This is a genomic window from Pseudomonas sp. 32A, assembly GCF_052682255.1.
Window position 1 is genome coordinate 5,104,793 of record NZ_JBQYLY010000001.1, and the last position, 18,220, is coordinate 5,123,012.

Genomic DNA, 18,220 nt, shown 5'->3' on the forward strand with positions numbered 1-18,220 from the left:
TCGCGCCATGAACGTTCTAGCTTGGATAAAGCCTGCTTCAGGGCTGACACAGGTAGGGCAATGACGATTTCTCGACGATGGTTCATGGCGGGTCTGGCGCTGACCGGAGCAGCCGTTCCGGCAGCGTTCTATGGGCGTCGCGAGCTATTGCGCCAGGCGCATCCCGAAACCCCGGGAGAGGCGACGGTCGAGTTGGCGGACACCGCCGGCCAGCATTTGGCCAATAGCCTGCGCGGGGTCTGGGACATTCAGTTTATCGGCGCCGATGGTGGCCTGGAGGGTTTGCCGGTCGAGGGGCTGGAACTGTTTCTCGATATTGCCCCGCGCGGGCGTGGCCTGGTAGGCGTCCTCGACACCGCCGAGGCGTTGCGCAGTGATGCCGAGCCGCGTTACCAGGTGGTCGGCGACCTGGCTCCGGGCAACGCGGCCCAACTGTATTGGCGAGTGGGGCGCAGCGATGCAGCCGATGGCGCACCGGGCTACGAGTTCAAGGCGAGCCTGGACGAAGTTTGGGCAGCCTATGGCAACGCCGGGCCCGGCACCCTCAGCGGATCTGTACAGCGACTGGATCGCGCCCTGGCGCTGCCCGAGCTGGACCTGCGCTTTGTGGCCGTCAAACGCCGCTTTCCCGAGGCCCGTGAGCGGATCGGGCTGAACGATACCTTGCTCGCCTGGCTGATCGCTCCGCAGCATCGGCTGTTCCACCAGTTGTGGCACGCCTCGCGGGACAAATGGCACAAGTTGCCGGAGGACAAGCGCGGTGCCCTGCGCGGTATCGGCTGGCAGCCGGGGCCCAGGGATCAGGAGCGTGGCGCACGCGGGCCGGACAAGGACCGAAACGGCTCCGGAATCGACTTTTTTTTCATGCACCGGCACATGCTTGCCACGGCGCGTTCGATGCAGGCGCTGCCCTCCTGGCGTCACTTTCCTTTGCCGCAGCCTGAGTTGTTGCGCGATCGACTGGGGTTTGCCCGCTATTTCGATAACCATGACGGGTTCGCGTTACCGCCAACCTGGCTGGCGGAAGGGGACGACACCTATAGCCAGTGGGTCAGTGACATCAAGTCCGCCGAGACCTACCACAGCAACTTTCAGGTCTGGGAATCGCAGTACCGGGACCCCCGTTATTTGTCGAAACTGACCCTTGGCCAGTTCGGCTCCGAAATCGAGCTGGGCCTGCATGATTGGTTGCACATGCGCTGGGCCTCGGTGCCGCGTGACCCGTCCAACAACGCGCCGGTACCCTTTGCCAGGGGGCAGGCCGATTTCTCGCCGCGCTGGTATATCGCCGAAAACGACTTCCTGGGGGATCCTTTTTCTTCCCATGTGAATCCGGTGTTCTGGCATTTTCACGGATGGATCGACGATCGGCTGGAAGATTGGTTTCGCGCTCACGAGCGCTTTCATCCCGGTGAACTGACGCGCATGGAGGTCAATGGCGTGCCCTGGTTTGCGCCGGGGCGCTGGGTCGAAGCGGGTGACCCTTGGCTCGGCCCCACCACGCACGGGTGCAGCACGACACCCGGGCTGCAGGTGGGCACCTCGGTAGAAATGGATCCGGAGACCATGAAGCTGGCACTGCGCATCATTTTCGAGGCGGATGAGAGTATGAAAGACCTGTTCCGTCGAGTGCCGCAACGCCCATGGTATGCACGGCACCTGTCCCTCGGACGTTCCTTCTGGGATTGACCGGTTAGCCTTGCGGCAGGCAGGGCTTCACTGTGCCTGCCAGCCTCCCCCCAGAGCCTTGTACAGCGCGATACTCGCCTGCATGCGCGCCAGTCGTAATTGCACGTTCAGGTCCTGCGCTGCATACAGTGTGCGTTGAGTCTCCAGCACCGTCAGCAAATCCTCGGCACCTGCTTCATAGCGACTCTGGGCAATCTCAAACGCGCTCTGCGCCTGGTTCAGCTCTTCACGCTGCCACTGCCGCTGCTCGTCGAGGCCGTGGATGCTGTTTAGGGCTTTTTCAACGTCGGCAAACCCGTTGATGATCGCGCCCCGGTAGAGTTGCAGGAGCTCATCCTGGCGGGCCAGGGTTTTGTCGCGCTCGGCCCTCAGGCGGCCGTTGTCGAAGATGGGCGCGGTGAGCCCGGCGGTGAGGTTGTAGAACGGGCTGCGCAGAATGTCTGACGCGGTGCTGGCGCCCGAGCCGACGCTGGCCCCCAGCAGGACGGTGGGCAACATGGCCGCACGGGCCACGACCACGTCGGCCTGGGCGGCGGCAAGTCTGGCCTCGGCACTGGCAATGTCGGGGCGGCGGCTGAGCAGTTCACTGGGAATCCCGGCGGCGATGCCCGGCCAGTTGAGGTGTTCGAAGCGTTGTTGTCCCAGGTCGAGCTGCTGCACCGGTACACCGAGCAGGGCCGCCAGGGTGATCACAGCCTCCTGCGCCTGTTGCTGCACCTGCGGCAATTGCCTTTGCTGTGCCGCCACCAGGCTCTTTTGCTGGGCCAGCTCCAGGGCGGTGGCCGAACCTGCGGTGTAGCGTGCCTGGACCAGGTCAAGCACGTTGCGCGCGTTGGCCAGGTTCAGCGCGGCGATCCGGTTTTGTTCCTGGAGTGCCAGCGCTTGCGTGTAGCTGTTGGCCACGCCGCTGAGCAGGGTCAGTTCTACTGTGGCTTGATCGAATTCGCTGGCACGCACCCCAAGTGTTGCGCTGTCGCGGGCGGCGCGGCGGCCACCCCAGAAATCCATTTCGTAGCTGGCGGTAAGGCTCGCGCCAAAGCTGTCCACGGCCTTGTTGTCATCGTCGACATCCAGTTGGCTGTAGCCCTTGCCGCGCAGCAGTTTCTGGCGGCTGGCATTCACGCCGCCCACCAGGGAGGGCAGCAACGGCGCACCGGCGATCACGGCACTGGCTTGCGCCTGGTGTACCCGGGCAATCGCGGCCGCCAGGTCGTAACTGCCAAGCTGGGCTTGGGTCACCAGCCGGTCAAGGGCCGGGCTGCCGAAGTTGCTCCACCATTTTCGGGTGTCCTGGCGGGTGGTGTCGGGGTTGGGTGACTGCCAGGCGGCGGGCGCATGCACACCACTGTCGACGGGAGGAGCCAGGTTGCTGCAGGCCGCCAGCATCAGGCTGACGGCGAGGAGGGACAGTTGCGCTTTCATGGGGCGATCATTCACTGGTAAGGGCCGTGACCGGGTCAAGGCGAGCGGCTTTGCGGGCTGGCATAAAGCCGAAAACGACACCCGTCACCAACGCGCAGGCGAACGCGCCGAGGCCCGCCGGGAAGGAAAATGCAACGGCGATATCGCTGAGGATCAAGACCCCGCCGATGAGCAGGGCCAGGGCAATGCCGGTTACGCCGCCCACCAGTGAAAGCATCACGGCTTCAGTCAGGAACTGACGCAGGATGTCCCGCTGGCGGGCGCCGGTGGCCATGCGAATGCCGATTTCCCGGGTGCGTTCCCGTACGGTCATCAGCATGATGTTCATCACGCCGATGCCACCCACCAGCAGGGAGATGGCGGCAATCGCACCCAGCATCAGCGACAGGGTGTTCTGGGTGCGGGCTTCGGCCTGAATCATCGCGGCGTTGTTGGTCAGCTCGTAATCGCGCTTGCCGTCATGCAGGTGCAGCATCAATTGGTCGATGGCCTGTTCAGCGTCTTTGACATTGCGCGCATCGGCGGCGGCGATGGCCACGTATTCGGGATTGCGGCTGCCGAACAGTCGGATGCTGGCGGCGGAATAGGGCACGGCAATCCGGTCGTCGCTGTCCTGGTCGCCAGAGCTTGCGCCCTTGCCGGCCAGTACGCCGACCACCTGGAAGGGCACGTTTTCAATCAGGATGTACTGGCCGATGGGGTCGGCAACGTCTTTGAGCAGGGTGTCCCGGACCTTCTTGCCGATCACCGCCACGGCCGAGGCTGCTTGTTCGTCCGCCTCGGTAAAGTAGCTGCCTTCGACCACCGGCCAGTTGAAAATAGTCGGGAAGTTGGTGTCGTTGCCACCCACGTAGGCTGCGTGGTCCAGGTTGCCGAAACGTACCGTCGCCCGTGCGCCGTTGACGGGCATGATGCGTTGCACCTGCGGCAAGTCGGCAAGGGCGGCCACGTCATCCAGGGTGATGATGCCAGGCGGCGAGCGTGGGTTCGGCGTGTGGCCGCTGAGGTAAATAATGTTGGAGCCGAAGGCGCCCATCTGTGCCATGACCTGGCGCTTGCTGCCTTCACCCACGGCCAGCATCACCACCACTGAGGCCACGCCGATGACGATCCCCAGCAACGTCAGCGCCGTGCGAAACCGGTTGATCCACATGACCCGCCAGGCTGCGCGGACCGCGTCCATCAGTTCACCTTTCCAGGCGCCGGTGTGCTCGCTGCCCAGGGCCAGGCGCTGGCGCAGGTCCACCGCCTGAAGGGCGCCTGTGGGGGCATCGGCCGCGGTGGCGTGTCGGGCGGTATCGCTGATGATCTGGCCGTCGCGGATTTCAATGATGCGCTTGGCGCGGGCGGCGACTTCCCGGTCGTGGGTAATGAGAATGACCACATGCCCCTGGCCTGCCAGCTCATCCAGCAGGGCCATGACCTCCGCGCCGCTCTGGCTGTCCAGGGCGCCGGTGGGCTCGTCGGCGAGGATGATGTGCCCGCCGTTCATCAAGGCCCGTGCAATGGACACCCGTTGCTGTTGGCCGCCGGACAATTGATGGGGGCGGTTGCCGGTGCGGCTGGCCAGGCCCAGGCGGTCCAGCAGGGCAGCGGCACGGGCGTGACGCTCGGCTGCCGGCAGGCCGGCGTAGATGGCTGGCATCTCGACGTTTTCCTGGGCCGAGCCCGACGGGATCAGGTGATAGCCCTGGAATACAAAACCGAAAGCTTCCCTGCGCAACCAGGCCAGCTCATCGCTGTCGAGTTGGGCGACGTTTTCGCCGGCGAACAGGTAGTCACCCTGACTGGGTCGGTCCAGGCAGCCAAGGATATTCATCAGGGTCGATTTGCCGGAGCCCGAGGTGCCGACAATCGCGACAAACTCGCCCGCATGAATCGACAGGTCAATGCCTCGCAGCACGTCGACCTTGGGGCTGTCGTCACCGCCGTAGGATTTGCGGATATCACGCAGTTCGATCAGAGGCGTTTGCATTCAGCCGTCCTTGCCATCGGATGTGCCGGTCAGCAGGTGATCGCCCTCGTTCAAGCCCTCCAGTACCTGAATGTGGCGCCGGTCGCTGATACCGGTGCGCACTTCGAGGCGTTTGATCGTGCCATTGGCCGCCACCACCTGGGCGATGTGCCGGTCTGGGGTGGGGCCGCTGCGCAATGCTGCGATGGGCGCCGTGAGGGTATTGCGGGCCGCACTGGCGACAAAAAATACCTGGGTGGTCATTTCGGCCATCAGTGCATGGTCGGTGTTTTCGACATCCAGCAACACCGTGTAGAGCACCACCCGGCCGCTGCCGCTTTTGCTTGAACTGGCAGGGCTGCCGCCGCCCTGGCTGGTTTCGTTGAGTGGCTTTGGCGGGATCGGCAGAATCTGCCGCACCGTGCTGGTCCAGCGCCGTGCTCCACCACTCAAGGTGGTGAAGTAGGCGCTCATGCCGGGTTTGACGTGGCCGATATCGGCCTCCGACACCTCGGCCCAGACGGTCATGGGCGAAAGCTTGGCGATACGCATGATAAGCGGCGTCTGTTGCTGAGCGTTGAGGGTCTGGCCAACGCGAGCATCCACGGCCACCACTGTGCCCGACATCGGTGCGTAGATGCGGGTGTAGCCCAGTTCGGCTTCGTCGCTGCGCAGGCTGGCCTGAGCCTGGCGGATCTGTGCCTGGAACATGTCGACCCGCGCCTGGGTGGCGCTCAGTTCGGCCTTGGCGGTCTGGACGTCTTCCTCGCGCGTGGCGTTACTCGTCACCAGCCGTTGCTGGCGTTGATACTTCTGTCGCGCCAGTTCGTGCTGGGCCCGCTGCTCCTGCAACTGGGCCTGCAGGTTTTCAATCGCATAGCGACTCGCGTCCAGCTTGGCTTTTTGCGTGGACGGGTCGATCTCCACCAGCAGTTGGCCTTCCTTGACCTCGTCACCCGCCTCGACGTGGATCTTCTGGATCTGTCCGGACGCCTGGGCACCCACGTCTACATAGCGCCGGGGCTGTAGGGTGCCTAGCGCGGTCACACTGCTTTCGATATCGCCCCGGGTCACGGTGACGGTCGTCAGACGGTCCCGACCCGGTGGCAGGACCTGCCAGGCAGCGACAGCAATAACAGGAATCAGGCACGCGACCACAAGCAGGGCGCGTCGGGCAGGTCGAGGGCGTTTCATGCTTAGGTTCCAGCCAGGAAAGATCGGGCCGCAGGTGCGGGAAGCTGTCAGGTAAACGAGAGAATTGGCCGAAGATTTAGGCCGTTACATATGTGGTTACAGCTCTTGTCGAAGAAAAAATGGCCCGTCGATGCAAGACTTCTTTAAAACTAGATGAGAATTACTATAAATTACACACGCCTCAAACTGCCATCATCGAGCAGCGTCACCGAAACGGCGGTTATCTTCGATTTCAAGGACCTAATGCCGCTCTCCAGGCGGTTGGGAGTCATGTTGGAAAACTACTATCGCGAGCTGGTGTGTTTCCTCAATGCCAGGCTGGGCAACCGTCAGGTGGCCGAAGATGTGGTGCATGACGCTTATGTGCGGGTGCTGGGGCGCGCCAGTGAGGTCCCGATCGAGCAGCCCCGGGCGTTTCTTTATCGCACGGCGCTGAACCTGGTGATTGACGGTCATCGGCGCAACGCCCTGCATCAGGATGAACCCCTGGAAGTACTCGACAGCGAAGAGCGTTTTTCGCTGTCCTCGCCCCACCACAGCCTGGATCACGGCCAGCGCCTGGAGATGCTCGAGCGCGCCCTGGCCGAACTGCCGCCGCTCTGCCGTGACAGCTTCCTGCTGCGCAAGCTCGAAGGCATGTCCCACCTGCAAATCGCCGAACGCCTGGGTATTTCCCGCGCGCTGGTGGAAAAACATATCGTCAATGCCATGAAGCATTGCCGGGCACGTATGCGTGAGTGGGATGCGCACTGATTCCAGCGGTAGCTAAATTTTTTTTCATTGTCCTCGTCTTCTATCAACACATGACCTGTTGTACTGCCTTCAGGTCGCTGAGGCTTTCCCGCCCCCAACGCCACGGGGCTTATCCAGAGGACACTGGAATGACACAGGCAATTGCATCGCCCGCGGTTCACGACCTGATCGGTATCGGTTTCGGCCCTTCGAATCTGGCGCTGGCCATTGCCTTGCAAGAGCGCGAGAAAGCCCAGGGCAAGCTGGACGTGCTGTTTCTCGACAAGCAGGCCGACTACCGCTGGCACGGCAACACCCTGGTGGCCCAGAGTGAGTTGCAGATTTCCTTCCTCAAGGACCTGGTGACCCTGCGCAACCCCACCAGCCCATATTCTTTCGTCAATTACCTGAAAGCCCACGGGCGCCTGGTAGATTTCATCAACCTGGGCACCTTCTATCCGTGCCGCATGGAGTACAACGACTACCTGCGCTGGGTCTCCGGGCAGTTCCAGGCGCAAAGCCGTTATGGCGAGGAAGTGCTGGCCATCGAGCCGATCCTGCATCAGCAGCAGGTCGAGGCATTGCGGGTGATCTCACGGGATGCCCAGGGTGAGCAGCACGTACGTACGACCCGCTCGGTGGTGGTCAGCGCCGGTGGTACGCCGCGTATTCCGTCGTCGTTCAAGGCCCTCAAGGACGACGGGCGGGTGTTCCATCACTCTCAGTATCTGGCGCGCATGGCCCAGCAGCCGTGTGTCGACGGCAAACCGATGCGCATCGCGATTATCGGCGGCGGCCAGAGCGCGGCCGAGGCGTTTATCGACCTCAACGACAGTTTCCCTTCGGTGCAGGTGGACATGATCCTGCGCGGTTCGGCGCTAAAACCTGCCGATGACAGCCCGTTCGTCAACGAAGTGTTCTCGCCGGAGTTCACCGACCTGGTGTTCCAGCAGAACGGCAGTGAGCGCGAGCGCCTGGTCAACGAGTACCACAACACCAACTATTCGGTGGTGGACCTGGACCTGATCGAGCGCATCTACGGGATTTTCTACCGCCAGAAAGTCTCCGGCATTGCCCGTCACGCGTTCCGTACCCTGACCACCGTGGAAAAAGCCACCGCCGGGCCGTTGGGCGTCGAGTTGGCATTGCGCAACAACGCCACCGGCGAGACCAGCCTCAATCATTACGACGCCGTGGTGCTGGCCACCGGTTACGAGCGCCAGATGCACCGCCAGTTGCTGGCACCGTTGGCCGAATACATGGGCGACTTCGAAGTCAGCCGCGACTACCGCATTGTCACTGACGAGCGCTGCAAGGCCGGCATCTATATGCAGGGTTTCAGCCAGGCCAGCCATGGCTTGAGCGACACCTTGCTGTCGATCCTGCCGATCCGTGCCGACGAGATTGCCGCGTCGCTGTACGAACACGACCGCACCCGCGGCAAGAGCCGTTCAGTGCAGGATCTCTTGTTCGCGACCGCCAGCTGAGGACCGCCCGCTGCCCATTGTAGGAGCGAGCTTGCTCGCGAAGGTTGTCAACGATGACGATGGAAACCTGATACCCCGCAACGCTCTCAGGATTTTCGCGAGCAAGCTCGCTCCTACAGACGGCACTTGAACCCCGGGGCTTGCTGCTGATACTGTACAAAAAACCAGTATCGGTAGAAGCCCCATGCAGTTGATCGAAAAACTCAGCATCCTTGCCGACGCCGCCAAGTACGACGCCTCCTGCGCCAGCAGTGGCGCGCCCAAGCGCAGCTCGGAAGGCAAGGCGGGGCTGGGTTCCACCGATGGCATGGGCATCTGCCACAGCTATACGCCCGACGGTCGCTGCGTGTCCTTGCTCAAGGTATTGCTGACCAACTTCTGCCTCTACGACTGCCAATACTGCGTTAACCGCCGCTCCAGCGACGTGCCCCGTGCACGCTTCAGCCCGGAGGAGGTGGTGACCCTGACCCTGGATTTCTACCGACGCAATTGCGTGAGCGGGCTGTTTCTCAGCTCCGGCATCATCCGTTCGGCCGACTACACCATGGAGCAGTTGGTGCGGGTCGCCAAGCTCCTGCGGGAAGAGCATGACTTCCGTGGCTATATCCACCTCAAGACCATTCCCGAAGCCGACCCGGCGCTGATTGCCGAGGCGGGGCGGTATGCCGATCGCCTCAGCGTGAATATCGAGTTGCCGACGGACAAGAGCCTGCAAACCCTGGCGCCGGAGAAGCAGATCGTCTCGATCAAGCAGGCGATGCAGACCATCTACACCGGTGAACAGACCGTGCTCAACGAACCCCGCGCGCCGCGTTTCGCGCCGGCCGGGCAGAGCACGCAGATGATCGTCGGCGCCGATGACACCGACGACAGCACCATCCTCCACAGTGCCGAGGCGTTGTATGGCAATTTCAAATTGCGCCGGGTGTATTACTCGGCATTCAGCCCGATTCCCAACAGCCCGAAAAGCGTGCCCCTGGCTGCGCCGCCGCTGATGCGCGAGCACCGCTTGTATCAGGCGGATTTCCTGTTGCGCAGCTACGGGTTCAGTGCCAATGAGCTGTTTGAAGGGCCGGGCGACCTGGCCCTGGATATCGACCCGAAACTGGCCTGGGCCCTGGAGCACCGCGAGGTGTTCCCGCTGGACCTGAACCGCGCCGAGCCGACCTTGATCGCGCGCATTCCCGGGATTGGCCTGCGCACCACCCAACGGTTGGTGGACCTGCGCCGACAGCGCAAGATCCGCTTCGAGGACCTGGCGCGCATGCGTTGCGTGCTGGCCAAGGCCAAGCCGTTTTTCATCACCAGTGACTACCATCCGCAACAGGCGGAAAGCACCAGCGTGCTGCTGCGCGAACAACTGCGCGACCGTCCGCAGCCGCAGCAAATGGGGCTATGGGGATGATCAGCCTGGAATGCGACAACCTGTTCAGCACCTGGCGCGAGCAGGCGCGCTGGTTGCTCAGCCATCAGATTGACCCCAGCCATGTGAGTTGGGGTGTGGCCGAGGTGGCGGACCTGTTTGCCACGGACGAGCAGTACCCGGCGGAGTGCGGGCCGTTCCAGGCACGGATTCCCAAGGCGCTGCTGGAGCTGCTGGAGTCCGCCGCGTGTTATCACGGTGAACAGCGCTGGAGCTTGTTGTATGAGGTGTTGTGGCGCGTCAGCCATGGGGACCGCACGGCGATGATGTCCGGGGACAAGCTGGGCAGCGAGTTGCAGCGACGGATCAAGCAGGTGCAGCGCGAGGCCCATCATCTGCATGCGTTTGTGCGGTTTATCGCGTTGCCGGCAGAGGCGGGGCCGGAGTTGCCCGAGTACGTGGCGTGGCATGAGCCGGCCCACGATATCTTGAAGGTGGCCAGTCAGCATTTTGTCGGGCGCATGGGGCGTCATCGCTGGATGATCGCGACGCCGCTGGACGGGGTTTATTACGACGGGGAGCAGTTGATTCATCGGCGGCAATGCCCGGTGGAATGGCAGGCGTTGGCGCAGAATGTCGAGGATCCCCACAGTGCGATGTGGCTGACGTATTACAGCCATATCTTTAACCCGGCGCGGTTGAACCCCAAGGTGATGGAAGGGCATTTGCCGAGCCGGTTCTGGAAGAATCTGCCGGAGGGCAAGTTGATTCCAGGGTTGATCAGCGAGGCGCGTACGGGCAAGCAGCGGGATGGGCAGGCGAAGATGATTGGGGCCAAGCCGGGTAAAAAAATCTCAAGCGGGCATGGTTAATGTGGGAGCTGGCTTGCCTGCGATGCAGACAACTCGGTGTTTCAGTTACACCAAGGTGATGCTATCGCAGGCAAGCCAGCTCCCACATTTGATCTTCAGTGTTTCGGGAAGTGAGGATTAGGCCAGTTCGGTGGCGGTGTTTTTTACGACCGCCAATTCCGGATGCGCCACCAACTTATCAATGTGCAATTCATCGTTGTTGAGCCAGGTTTCCGTCAGCACGCGGTAGTGCTCCATGTCCCGGCAGCGCATGCGCAGGCTGTAGTCGAACGGCCCGCTGATCAGTTGGCATTCGAACACTTGCGGGCAGGCTTTGACGCATGCCTCGAATGCCTTCTGCGCCGAGCGCCCGCTCTGGTTGGAGAGGGCCACCAGTACCAGTAACGACAGCCCCGGCGAAACCATCTGCACGTCGATGATCGCCCCATAACCCCGGATGACCCCGCGTCGCTCCAGCTTGCGCACCCGTTCCAGGCACGGCCTGGGCGTCAGGTGCACCAGCGACGAGAGTTTTTCGTAGGTGATGCGTCCCTGGTGCCGTAACACGTCGATGATGGCTTCATCGATGCGGTCCAGCACAGGTGAGGCGTTCGGTCCGGTGGCCTTGGTATCCATGGTGTGTGGTGTTCACTTCAATCGGTTGGAAAGAAATTGCTGCAAGCGTTCGCTGTTCGGCTGATCGAGGATTTCGGCTCCGCCTTGTTCCTCGACGCGGCCCTGGTGCAGGAACAGCACTTGGCTGGACACCTGGCGGGCAAAGCCCATTTCGTGGGTGACCATGAGCATGGTACGACCTTCCTCCGCCAACGTCTGTATGACTTTAAGGACTTCTCCTACAAGTTCAGGGTCGAGGGCCGAGGTGGGTTCGTCGAACAGAATAATCTCCGGTTCCATCGCCAGGGCCCGGGCGATGGCCACGCGCTGTTGCTGGCCACCGGAGAGGAAGGCCGGGTATTGATCCGCCACCCGGCCCGGCAGGCCGACCTTGTCGAGGTACAGGCGGGCGCGTTTTTCCGCCTCGACGGCGCTTACGCCGAGCACCCGGCGCGGGGCCATGGTGATGTTTTCCAGCACGGTCATGTGGCTCCACAGGTTGAAGTGCTGGAACACCATGGCCAGGCGGGTGCGCAGGTTCTGCAATTGCGCCTGGTGCGGCGCCCGCGTGCCGGCGCGGCCTGGTTGCATTTCGATGCTGATGCCGTCGAGGGTGATGACCCCGGCGTCCGGCTGTTCGAGGAAGTTGATGCAGCGCAGCATCGTGCTTTTGCCGGAGCCGCTGGCACCGATCAGGCTGATCACGTCGCCATTGCGCGCGTTCAGTGAGACGCCCTTGAGCACCTCATGCTCGCCATAGCGTTTGTGCAGGCCTTCGACCTGGAGTTTGACGTTGGCGTTTTCTGCCACGGCCACCGGTTGGGTAGCGGGGCGTACATCGGTGGGATAAGCGGCCAGGGCCTGCGCGGACTGATTCATGGGTTAGCCTCGGGTAGGAACAAGAAAACGCATCCAGCGACGTTCGGCCAGTCGAAACAGGCCCACCAGTGCAAAGGACAGCAGCATGTACAACAGGGCCGCGATGCCGAAGGCCTGGAACGTCAGGAACGTCTCGGCGTTGGCATCGCGGGCCACCTTGAGGATGTCGGCGATGGTGGCGGTGAACGCCAGGGAAGTGGCGTGCAGCATCAGGATCATTTCGTTGCTGTAGGCCGGCAGTGCACGGCGCAGTGCGGCGGGCACTACCACGAACAGGTTCAGGCGCCAGCCGTGCAGGCCGTACGCCTTGGCAGCTTCGATCTCGCCGTGGGGAATGTTGCGGATCGCCCCGGCAAAGATTTCCACGGTGTAGGCGCAGGTGTTCAGCACAAACGCCAGCAGCGTGCAGTTCAGCGCATTGCGGAAAAACTGGTTGAGCAGGGCGTTGTCCTGCACCACCTCCAGGCCGTAGAGGCCGGTGTAGCAAATCAGCAACTGGATATACAGCGGCGTGCCGCGAAACAGGTAGGTGTAGACCTCCACCGGCCAGCGGACCCAGAAGTGTTCCGAGACCCGCGCGATCGCCAGCGGGATCGACAGGAAGAAGCCCAACACCACCGAGATAATGAACAGCCACAGGGTCATGGCCACTCCGGAGAAGCCATTGCCGTCGGTGAACAGGTAGGCCAGACCGTATTGCTGGATCAGTTCGATCATCGCGCCATCCCCTTGATGCCCACGTTGTAGCGCCGTTCCAGGCGTTTGAAGATGCGGTTGGAGAGGGTGGTGATCACCAGGTACACCAGGCCCGCGAGGATCAGGAAATACAGCGGGTCGTTGGTGGTCTTGCCGGCGTTTTGCGCCGCCTTGACCAGGTCCGACAGGCCGATGATCGACACCAGCGCCGTGGACTTGAGCAGCACCAGCCAGTTATTGCCCAGGCCCGGCAGGGCAAAGCGCATCAGTTGCGGGAACAGCACCAGGCGAAAGCGCTGCCAGCGGCTCAGGCCGTAGGCGGTGGCGGCTTCGAGTTGGCCGGCGGGTACGCTGAGAATTGCCCCGCGAAAGTTCTCGGTGAAATACGCACCGTAGATAAACCCGAGGGTAATGACACCGGCGGTGAACGGGTCGATTTCGAAGTAGGCCCAGCCGAGCATTTCACTCAGGTCGTTGAGCCACAGCTGCAGGCTGTAGAAGATCAGCAGGATCAGCACCAGGTCCGGCACGCTGCGAATCAGCGTGGTGTAGAGCGTGGCCGGAACCCGCAGCAGCTTGACGCTGGAGAGCTTGGCAGCGGCGGCGATCAGGCCCAGGGACAGGCTCAGCAGCAGCGCCAGGAACGCCAGCTTGACCGTCATCCAGGCACCCTGAGCCAGCAACGGGCCGAAGCCTTGCAAGTTGAGGAATTCATTCACGGGGGAGATCTCTGTGGTGTGAAACAACGCATCACGGCCCCCCGGTAGCAGCTGTCGAGCCCCAGCGAGGCTGCGTCAGGCGCGCCTCGGTGCCTAGTCTGGCTCGAGAACGGCGGCGTGGCCGACGCAGCCTCGCAGGGGCTCGACAGCTGCTACGGAGGGAACGTTGTTTTTACTCGTTGTAGATGTCCTGATCGCCGAAGTATTTCTTCTGGATCTGTGTGTAGGTGCCATCGGCCTGGACGGCGGCGATGCCCTTGTTGATCAGCTCCACCAACTCCTTGTCGTTCTTGCGCAGGCCCATGGCGATGTCGAGCGGCAGGGTCGGGTCCTTGAAGGCCGGGCCGGTCTTGAAGTCGGCGCCTTCAGGCTTGGACAGGAAGTTAAGCTGGGCTTCGAGCTTGTCGGTCAGGGTAGCGTCCAGGCGACCGTTTTGCAGGTCGGCGTAGTTCTGCTCCTGGGACTGGTAAGCCTTGATCTGCGCGCCCAGCTTGGCCAGGTGTGCACGGGCGTAGGCCTCTTGCAGCGAGCCTTGCAGCACGCCGACTTGTTTGCCTTTCAGGGATTCGGGGGTGTCGCCGAAGTCGGCGCTTTTGCGGGTGATCACTGAGGTCGGGCTGAGGAACAGGCGGTCGCTGAAGTCGATGACTTTCTGGCGGGCCGGGGTCACGGCCATGGAGGACATGATGGCGTCGAACTTGCGGGCGCGCAGGGCCGGGATCATGCCGTCGAATTCGTTGTGGACCCACACGCATTTGACTTCGAGCTTGGCGCAGATGGCGTTGCCCAGGTCGATGTCGAAACCTTGCAGGCTGCCGTCGGCGGCGACGGATTCAAACGGTGGGTATTCGGGGAAGACCCCAAAGCGGATTTCTTTCCATTCCTGAGCCTGGGCAGCGGTGGCGGCCAATGGCAGGAGCAGCGCAGCGAAAAGTGATCGGAGCGGAGTCATGTGTATTCCCTATATTTTGTAATTGATGTCAGGGCAGTAGAAAACTGAACGCTAAGGTGAAGAGGCTTTTTGTGGTGAGGGAGGTTGATCCCGCTAGGTTGCGTAGCGGCCTCAAAATCCTGGGAGCGCTACGCACTCCAGCGGGAGCAAGCTCCCTCGCCACATTGGGCTGTTTGTTGCCAGAGAGAATGCTTCAAGATGGTGCGTTTTTTGTGTCGTTTACCCCCGCCGAGGCGCGCGGAATGTGCTGTTAAATCGCGAGCTACAGCGGAAACGGCTGTAACACCCGCTAAATCGGCTTGTCGGTGAGGTTTTTCCGGCCTGCTGCTCACGCAAAGCAGCAGGCCAGAGCGGTCTCAGGCGCGCTTTTTCTGCTGTGCGGCCGGTGCTTGTGCCAGGCGGGCAAACAGGTCCTTGGGGTCGGCCAGGTCCGGCACCAGTTCCAGTTCGCTGCCCACGTCCAGCGCCTTGGCCACATCCAGTACGTAGCGCAGGGCGGAGTAGTCTTCGATGGCAAAACCCACCGAGTCGAACAGGGTGACCTGGCGCGCATTTTCACGGCCCGGGGCCTGGCCGTTGATCACTTGCCACAGTTCGGTGACCGGCGAATCTTCCGGCATGTGCTGGATTTCGCCTTCGATGCGGCTTTGGGGTTCGTACTCGACGATCACACGGGCACGTTCGACGATTCGTCGGTCCAGCTCGGTCTTGCCCGGGCAGTCGCCGCCGACGGCATTAAGGTGCATGCCCGGCTCGATCATCTCGTTCGTTAGGATGGTGGCGTAGGCCTTGTCGGCGGTGACGGTGGTGACAATGTCGGCACCTTTCACGGCTTCGGCCACGCTGCCTGCCAGGATCACCTTGATCGCCGGGAAGGCTTTGAGGTTGGACGCCAGTTTGGCGGTGGCCTTGGCATCGATGTCGAACAGGCGGATTTCAGTGATGCCCAGCATCGCGTGGAAGGCCAGGGCCTGAAACTCGCTCTGGGAGCCGTTGCCGATCAACGCCATGCTGCGGCTGTTGTCCCGGGCCAGGTAGCGTGCTACCAGGGCCGAGGTGGCGGCGGTGCGGATCGCGGTGGTCAGGGTCATTTCCGCCAGCAGGACCGGTTTGCCGGTGTCCACATCGCCCAGGGCGCCGAAGGCCATGACGGTGAGCATGCCGCTCTGGGTGTTTTTCGGGTGGCCGTTCACGTATTTGAAGGCGTACAGCGAGGCATCGGACACCGGCATCAGCTCGATCACGCCCTCGGGCGAGTGGTTGGCCAGGCGCGCGCATTTTTCAAAGTCCTGCCAGCGCAGGTAGTCGGCGCGGATGTACTCGGCCATCTCGGTGATGCAGGTTTGCAGGCCTTTTTGCGAAACCAGGTAGCTCAAGTCGTTGACGTCGATATAGCGGGTCATGGGAAGACTCCTTATTGAAATGAGGGGCGGGCGGGCAGATGCACTTCCGCCAACATGCAGCGGGCACTGCCGCCGCCGATGCGTTCGATGTTGTCGATGTTCACCACCACCGGCCGGGTGTGGCGCTCCACATGCTGGCGCTGGGCGGGCTTGAGCGAGCCCCAGGCGCTGGCCGACATCACCAGCAGCGGCTGGCCGTCGCGGTCGTGGACTTCCAGCATGTTGCCGGCGAAGGCTTCCAACTGATCGAAGTCCAGGGCGACGATGTCTTTGCCGGTGTCCCGCAGGGAGCGTTCCAGGGCCTGGCGCTCGAGGTCATCGGGCAGGGCTTGCAGGCACACCACGGAGAGGTCGCGACCGACGCTCATCATCACGTTGCTGTGGTAGATCGGCGCGTGGTGGCGGTCGACGGCGTGGAATACGCAGAGCTGGTAGTCCAGACGTTCGGCGAACTGGCGCAGGGCGTCCTGATGGGTACGCCCGGAATGGCAGGCGTAGCTGATGCGGTGCTGGCGGTCCAGGACCATGCTGCCGGTGCCTTCGAGGAACATGTTCTGTTGTTCGAGGTGGCTGAAGTCGATGGTGTTGTGGATCGCGAAGCGCTGCTCCAGTACTTGCAGCACGCCTTTGTCGCGTTCCAGTCGTCGGTTCTGGCCTTCCATCGGGTACAGCACCAGGCTGCCGTCGGCGTGGCTGCTCCACCAGTTGTTGGGGAAGATCGAATCCGGGGTGTGGGGCGCGGGAGTGTCTTGTACCACCAGCACCTCCACGCCGTGGTGGCGCAGGGTGTCGACGTAGCCGTCGAACTCTTCCAGCGCTTTCTGCTGTGCCGCCAATGGGTCGAGGGGCGCGCGCTGGAAGCGGTTGTTGATCGCAGTGTCCGGGTTAAAGGCGAAGTGCGCCGGGCGGATCATCAGGACGGTGTTGGTGGTTTGCATGGGTGCACGGGTCCATGGGTTGGGCAGTGAGGCTATTTTGTGCGGTGTGAAGGAAGAATCCCGGCTGAACTGAAGGGGTGGCTCAGCCGGGAAAGCTGAAAAGTGGGGTGGAGCAGCCGAATCGGCTGTAGGGGTGAGTGGAGATCAAAATGTGGGAGCGGGCTTGCTCGCGAAAGCGGTGGGTCAGTGAATAAATTCGGTGGCTGATACACCGCCTTCGCGAGCAAGCCCGCTCCCACATTGGTATTGTGTTGCCTGAGGTATTTTTGTCTGGATGGAGAAACCATGCCCACTGAAGTTCGTCTCGCCCAACCCTCCGATGCCGAGGGCATCAGCCAGGTCATTCTGGCGGCCCTGCATGACAGCAATGCCCGGGATTATCCGGCTGATGTGATTGCGCGGGTGGCGAGCAACTTTACCCCCGAGGCGGTGCTGGGGCTGCTTGCTCGCCGAACGGTGCTGGTGGCGACGCAAGATAAAGTCATCGTCGCGACAGCGGCTCTCGATGGCAATGTGGTGCGTTCGGTGTTCGTCAATCCGGCGCTGCAAGGGCAGGGCATCGGGCGTTTGCTGATGATTGAAATCGAGTTGCGCGCCCGGGAAGCGGGAGTGACGACGCTGCATGTGCCATCTTCCCTGACCGCCGAGCCGTTCTACACCAAGCTGGGGTTCCACACGGTGCGCGATGTCTACCATGGCAATGAGCGCACGCTGGTGATGGAGAAGGGGTTGTCATCCCGTCATCCCATCGGCGCCTATCGGGACCGTGCGCATCGGGCGCAGGTGGTAGCGCTGTGGCAGGCGGCATTTGGTTATGACGCGGCGCACAACCTGCCGGGCTTGGCGATCGACAAGAAGCTGGCGGTCAACGATGGGTTGTTCTTTGTGGCTACCGACAAGAAAGCGGTGATCGGCACCATTCTCGCCGGCTACGACGGGCATCGCGGCTGGCTGTATTCGGTGGCGGTGCATCACGATTATCGGTGCCAGGGCCTGGGCGCTTCGCTGGTGCGGCATGCGGAGCAGGCGTTGACAGCGTTGGGCTGCATGAAGATCAACCTGCAGATCACCAGCGGCAATGATGCGGTGATGGGGTTTTATGAGGCGCTGGGTTATGGCACTGAGCCGCGGATCAGCATGGGCAAGAAGATCCTGGAAAACATCCCGACGGATAAAGCCTGAACGTCGGTTTTCCAAACACTGGAAACCAAATGTGGGAGCTGGCTTGCCTGCGATAGCGGTGGACCAGTCGATAAACGTGTCGACTGATACTCCGCTATCGCAGGCAAGCCAGCTCCCACATTGGTTTTGTGGTGTTGCTGGCAG

Annotated in this window: 16 protein-coding genes; 6 read left to right on the plus strand and 10 right to left on the minus strand. The window is 62.3% G+C overall.

The window, feature by feature from the left end; translation table 11 throughout:
• Positions 1–60 precede the first annotated feature (60 nt).
• A complete protein-coding gene (pvdP, locus tag ACUN0G_RS23475; RefSeq protein ID WP_258346937.1) occupies positions 61–1,689 on the plus strand; it encodes a pyoverdine maturation tyrosinase PvdP in 1,629 nt (542 codons plus the stop codon).
• A 27-nt stretch (positions 1,690–1,716) separates the two neighbouring features.
• Here pvdP and ACUN0G_RS23480 read toward each other — a convergent pair whose 3' ends face one another.
• The 3 genes from ACUN0G_RS23480 to ACUN0G_RS23490 are packed head-to-tail and all read right to left on the minus strand — an operon-like array spanning position 1,717 to position 6,259.
• Positions 1,717–3,111, minus strand: a complete 1,395-nt coding sequence (locus ACUN0G_RS23480; protein ID WP_445574397.1) for an efflux transporter outer membrane subunit — start codon at positions 3,109–3,111, stop codon at positions 1,717–1,719.
• 7 nt (positions 3,112–3,118) lie between these two features.
• The gene (locus tag ACUN0G_RS23485; RefSeq protein WP_445574398.1) at positions 3,119–5,086 is read right to left on the minus strand and encodes a MacB family efflux pump subunit; all 1,968 of its coding nucleotides are present in this window, start codon (positions 5,084–5,086) and stop codon (positions 3,119–3,121) included.
• Positions 5,087–6,259 carry an efflux RND transporter periplasmic adaptor subunit gene (locus tag ACUN0G_RS23490; protein ID WP_258346934.1) on the minus strand — a complete coding sequence of 391 codons (1,173 nt, stop codon included), beginning with the start codon at positions 6,257–6,259 and terminating at the stop codon, positions 5,087–5,089.
• 270 nt (positions 6,260–6,529) lie between these two features.
• Between ACUN0G_RS23490 and ACUN0G_RS23495 the strand changes: the two genes are divergently transcribed.
• The 4 genes from ACUN0G_RS23495 to ACUN0G_RS23510 all read left to right on the plus strand — a co-directional run bounded on the left by ACUN0G_RS23495 (position 6,530) and on the right by ACUN0G_RS23510 (position 10,713).
• Positions 6,530–7,012 (plus strand): sigma-70 family RNA polymerase sigma factor, encoded by a 483-nt coding sequence (locus ACUN0G_RS23495; RefSeq protein WP_258346933.1) that lies wholly within the window; start codon positions 6,530–6,532, stop codon positions 7,010–7,012.
• A 128-nt stretch (positions 7,013–7,140) separates the two neighbouring features.
• The gene (locus ACUN0G_RS23500) at positions 7,141–8,478 is read left to right on the plus strand and encodes a lysine N(6)-hydroxylase/L-ornithine N(5)-oxygenase family protein (protein ID WP_421553217.1); all 1,338 of its coding nucleotides are present in this window, start codon (positions 7,141–7,143) and stop codon (positions 8,476–8,478) included.
• A gap of 184 nt (positions 8,479–8,662) precedes the next feature.
• Positions 8,663–9,883, plus strand: coding sequence for a putative DNA modification/repair radical SAM protein (locus tag ACUN0G_RS23505; protein ID WP_017476886.1), 1,221 nt, complete (start codon positions 8,663–8,665; stop codon positions 9,881–9,883).
• The gene (locus tag ACUN0G_RS23510) at positions 9,880–10,713 is read left to right on the plus strand and encodes a TIGR03915 family putative DNA repair protein (RefSeq protein WP_445574399.1); all 834 of its coding nucleotides are present in this window, start codon (positions 9,880–9,882) and stop codon (positions 10,711–10,713) included. The genes ACUN0G_RS23505 and ACUN0G_RS23510 overlap by 4 nt, the downstream gene beginning before the upstream one ends.
• A 117-nt stretch (positions 10,714–10,830) precedes the next feature.
• Here ACUN0G_RS23510 and ACUN0G_RS23515 read toward each other — a convergent pair whose 3' ends face one another.
• From ACUN0G_RS23515 to ctlX, 7 genes are all read right to left on the minus strand, one after another.
• The gene (locus tag ACUN0G_RS23515; protein ID WP_003208571.1) at positions 10,831–11,328 is read right to left on the minus strand and encodes an Lrp/AsnC family transcriptional regulator; all 498 of its coding nucleotides are present in this window, start codon (positions 11,326–11,328) and stop codon (positions 10,831–10,833) included.
• A gap of 12 nt (positions 11,329–11,340) precedes the next feature.
• Positions 11,341–12,186: an ABC transporter ATP-binding protein gene (locus ACUN0G_RS23520; RefSeq protein WP_445574400.1), complete on the minus strand. Its 846-nt coding sequence runs from the start codon at positions 12,184–12,186 to the stop codon at positions 11,341–11,343.
• Positions 12,187–12,189: 3 nt separating this feature from the next.
• Entirely contained in the window at positions 12,190–12,903 is a 714-nt protein-coding gene (locus tag ACUN0G_RS23525) for an ABC transporter permease (RefSeq protein WP_063028534.1), read from the minus strand.
• Entirely contained in the window at positions 12,900–13,601 is a 702-nt protein-coding gene (locus ACUN0G_RS23530; RefSeq protein WP_076014275.1) for an ABC transporter permease, read from the minus strand. The genes ACUN0G_RS23525 and ACUN0G_RS23530 overlap by 4 nt, the downstream gene beginning before the upstream one ends.
• A 172-nt stretch (positions 13,602–13,773) precedes the next feature.
• Entirely contained in the window at positions 13,774–14,553 is a 780-nt protein-coding gene (locus ACUN0G_RS23535) for an ABC transporter substrate-binding protein (protein ID WP_167663064.1), read from the minus strand.
• A 356-nt stretch (positions 14,554–14,909) separates the two neighbouring features.
• Positions 14,910–15,956, minus strand: coding sequence for an ornithine cyclodeaminase (locus ACUN0G_RS23540; RefSeq protein WP_445574401.1), 1,047 nt, complete (start codon positions 15,954–15,956; stop codon positions 14,910–14,912).
• 11 nt (positions 15,957–15,967) lie between these two features.
• On the minus strand, positions 15,968–16,894 hold the full coding sequence (gene ctlX / locus ACUN0G_RS23545; protein WP_445574402.1) for a citrulline utilization hydrolase CtlX: 927 nt from the start codon (positions 16,892–16,894) through the stop codon (positions 15,968–15,970).
• Between the two features lie 285 nt (positions 16,895–17,179).
• On the opposite strand from ctlX, the gene ACUN0G_RS23550 reads away from it, so the two are divergent.
• Complete coding sequence (locus ACUN0G_RS23550; protein WP_445574403.1) at positions 17,180–18,076, plus strand: GNAT family acetyltransferase; 897 nt, start codon at positions 17,180–17,182, stop codon at positions 18,074–18,076.
• The last annotated feature ends 144 nt before the right edge of the window (positions 18,077–18,220 follow it).

Bases quoted from the DNA above. Each gene is read 5' to 3' on its own strand.
- pvdP (WP_258346937.1), top strand. From the start codon at position 61: ATGACGATTTCTCGACGATGGTTCATGGCGGGTCTGGCGCTGACCGGA.
- ACUN0G_RS23480 (WP_445574397.1), bottom strand. From the start codon at position 3,111: ATGAAAGCGCAACTGTCCCTCCTCGCCGTCAGCCTGATGCTGGCGGCC.
- ACUN0G_RS23505 (WP_017476886.1), top strand. From the start codon at position 8,663: ATGCAGTTGATCGAAAAACTCAGCATCCTTGCCGACGCCGCCAAGTAC.
- ACUN0G_RS23535 (WP_167663064.1), bottom strand. From the start codon at position 14,553: ATGACTCCGCTCCGATCACTTTTCGCTGCGCTGCTCCTGCCATTGGCC.
- ctlX (WP_445574402.1), bottom strand. From the start codon at position 16,894: ATGCAAACCACCAACACCGTCCTGATGATCCGCCCGGCGCACTTCGCC.
- ACUN0G_RS23515 (WP_003208571.1), bottom strand. From the start codon at position 11,328: ATGGATACCAAGGCCACCGGACCGAACGCCTCACCTGTGCTGGACCGC.
- ACUN0G_RS23540 (WP_445574401.1), bottom strand. From the start codon at position 15,956: ATGACCCGCTATATCGACGTCAACGACTTGAGCTACCTGGTTTCGCAA.
- ACUN0G_RS23550 (WP_445574403.1), top strand. From the start codon at position 17,180: ATGCCCACTGAAGTTCGTCTCGCCCAACCCTCCGATGCCGAGGGCATC.
- ACUN0G_RS23485 (WP_445574398.1), bottom strand. From the start codon at position 5,086: ATGCAAACGCCTCTGATCGAACTGCGTGATATCCGCAAATCCTACGGC.
- ACUN0G_RS23525 (WP_063028534.1), bottom strand. From the start codon at position 12,903: ATGATCGAACTGATCCAGCAATACGGTCTGGCCTACCTGTTCACCGAC.
- ACUN0G_RS23520 (WP_445574400.1), bottom strand. From the start codon at position 12,186: ATGAATCAGTCCGCGCAGGCCCTGGCCGCTTATCCCACCGATGTACGC.
- ACUN0G_RS23490 (WP_258346934.1), bottom strand. From the start codon at position 6,259: ATGAAACGCCCTCGACCTGCCCGACGCGCCCTGCTTGTGGTCGCGTGC.
- ACUN0G_RS23510 (WP_445574399.1), top strand. From the start codon at position 9,880: ATGATCAGCCTGGAATGCGACAACCTGTTCAGCACCTGGCGCGAGCAG.
- ACUN0G_RS23495 (WP_258346933.1), top strand. From the start codon at position 6,530: ATGTTGGAAAACTACTATCGCGAGCTGGTGTGTTTCCTCAATGCCAGG.
- ACUN0G_RS23500 (WP_421553217.1), top strand. From the start codon at position 7,141: ATGACACAGGCAATTGCATCGCCCGCGGTTCACGACCTGATCGGTATC.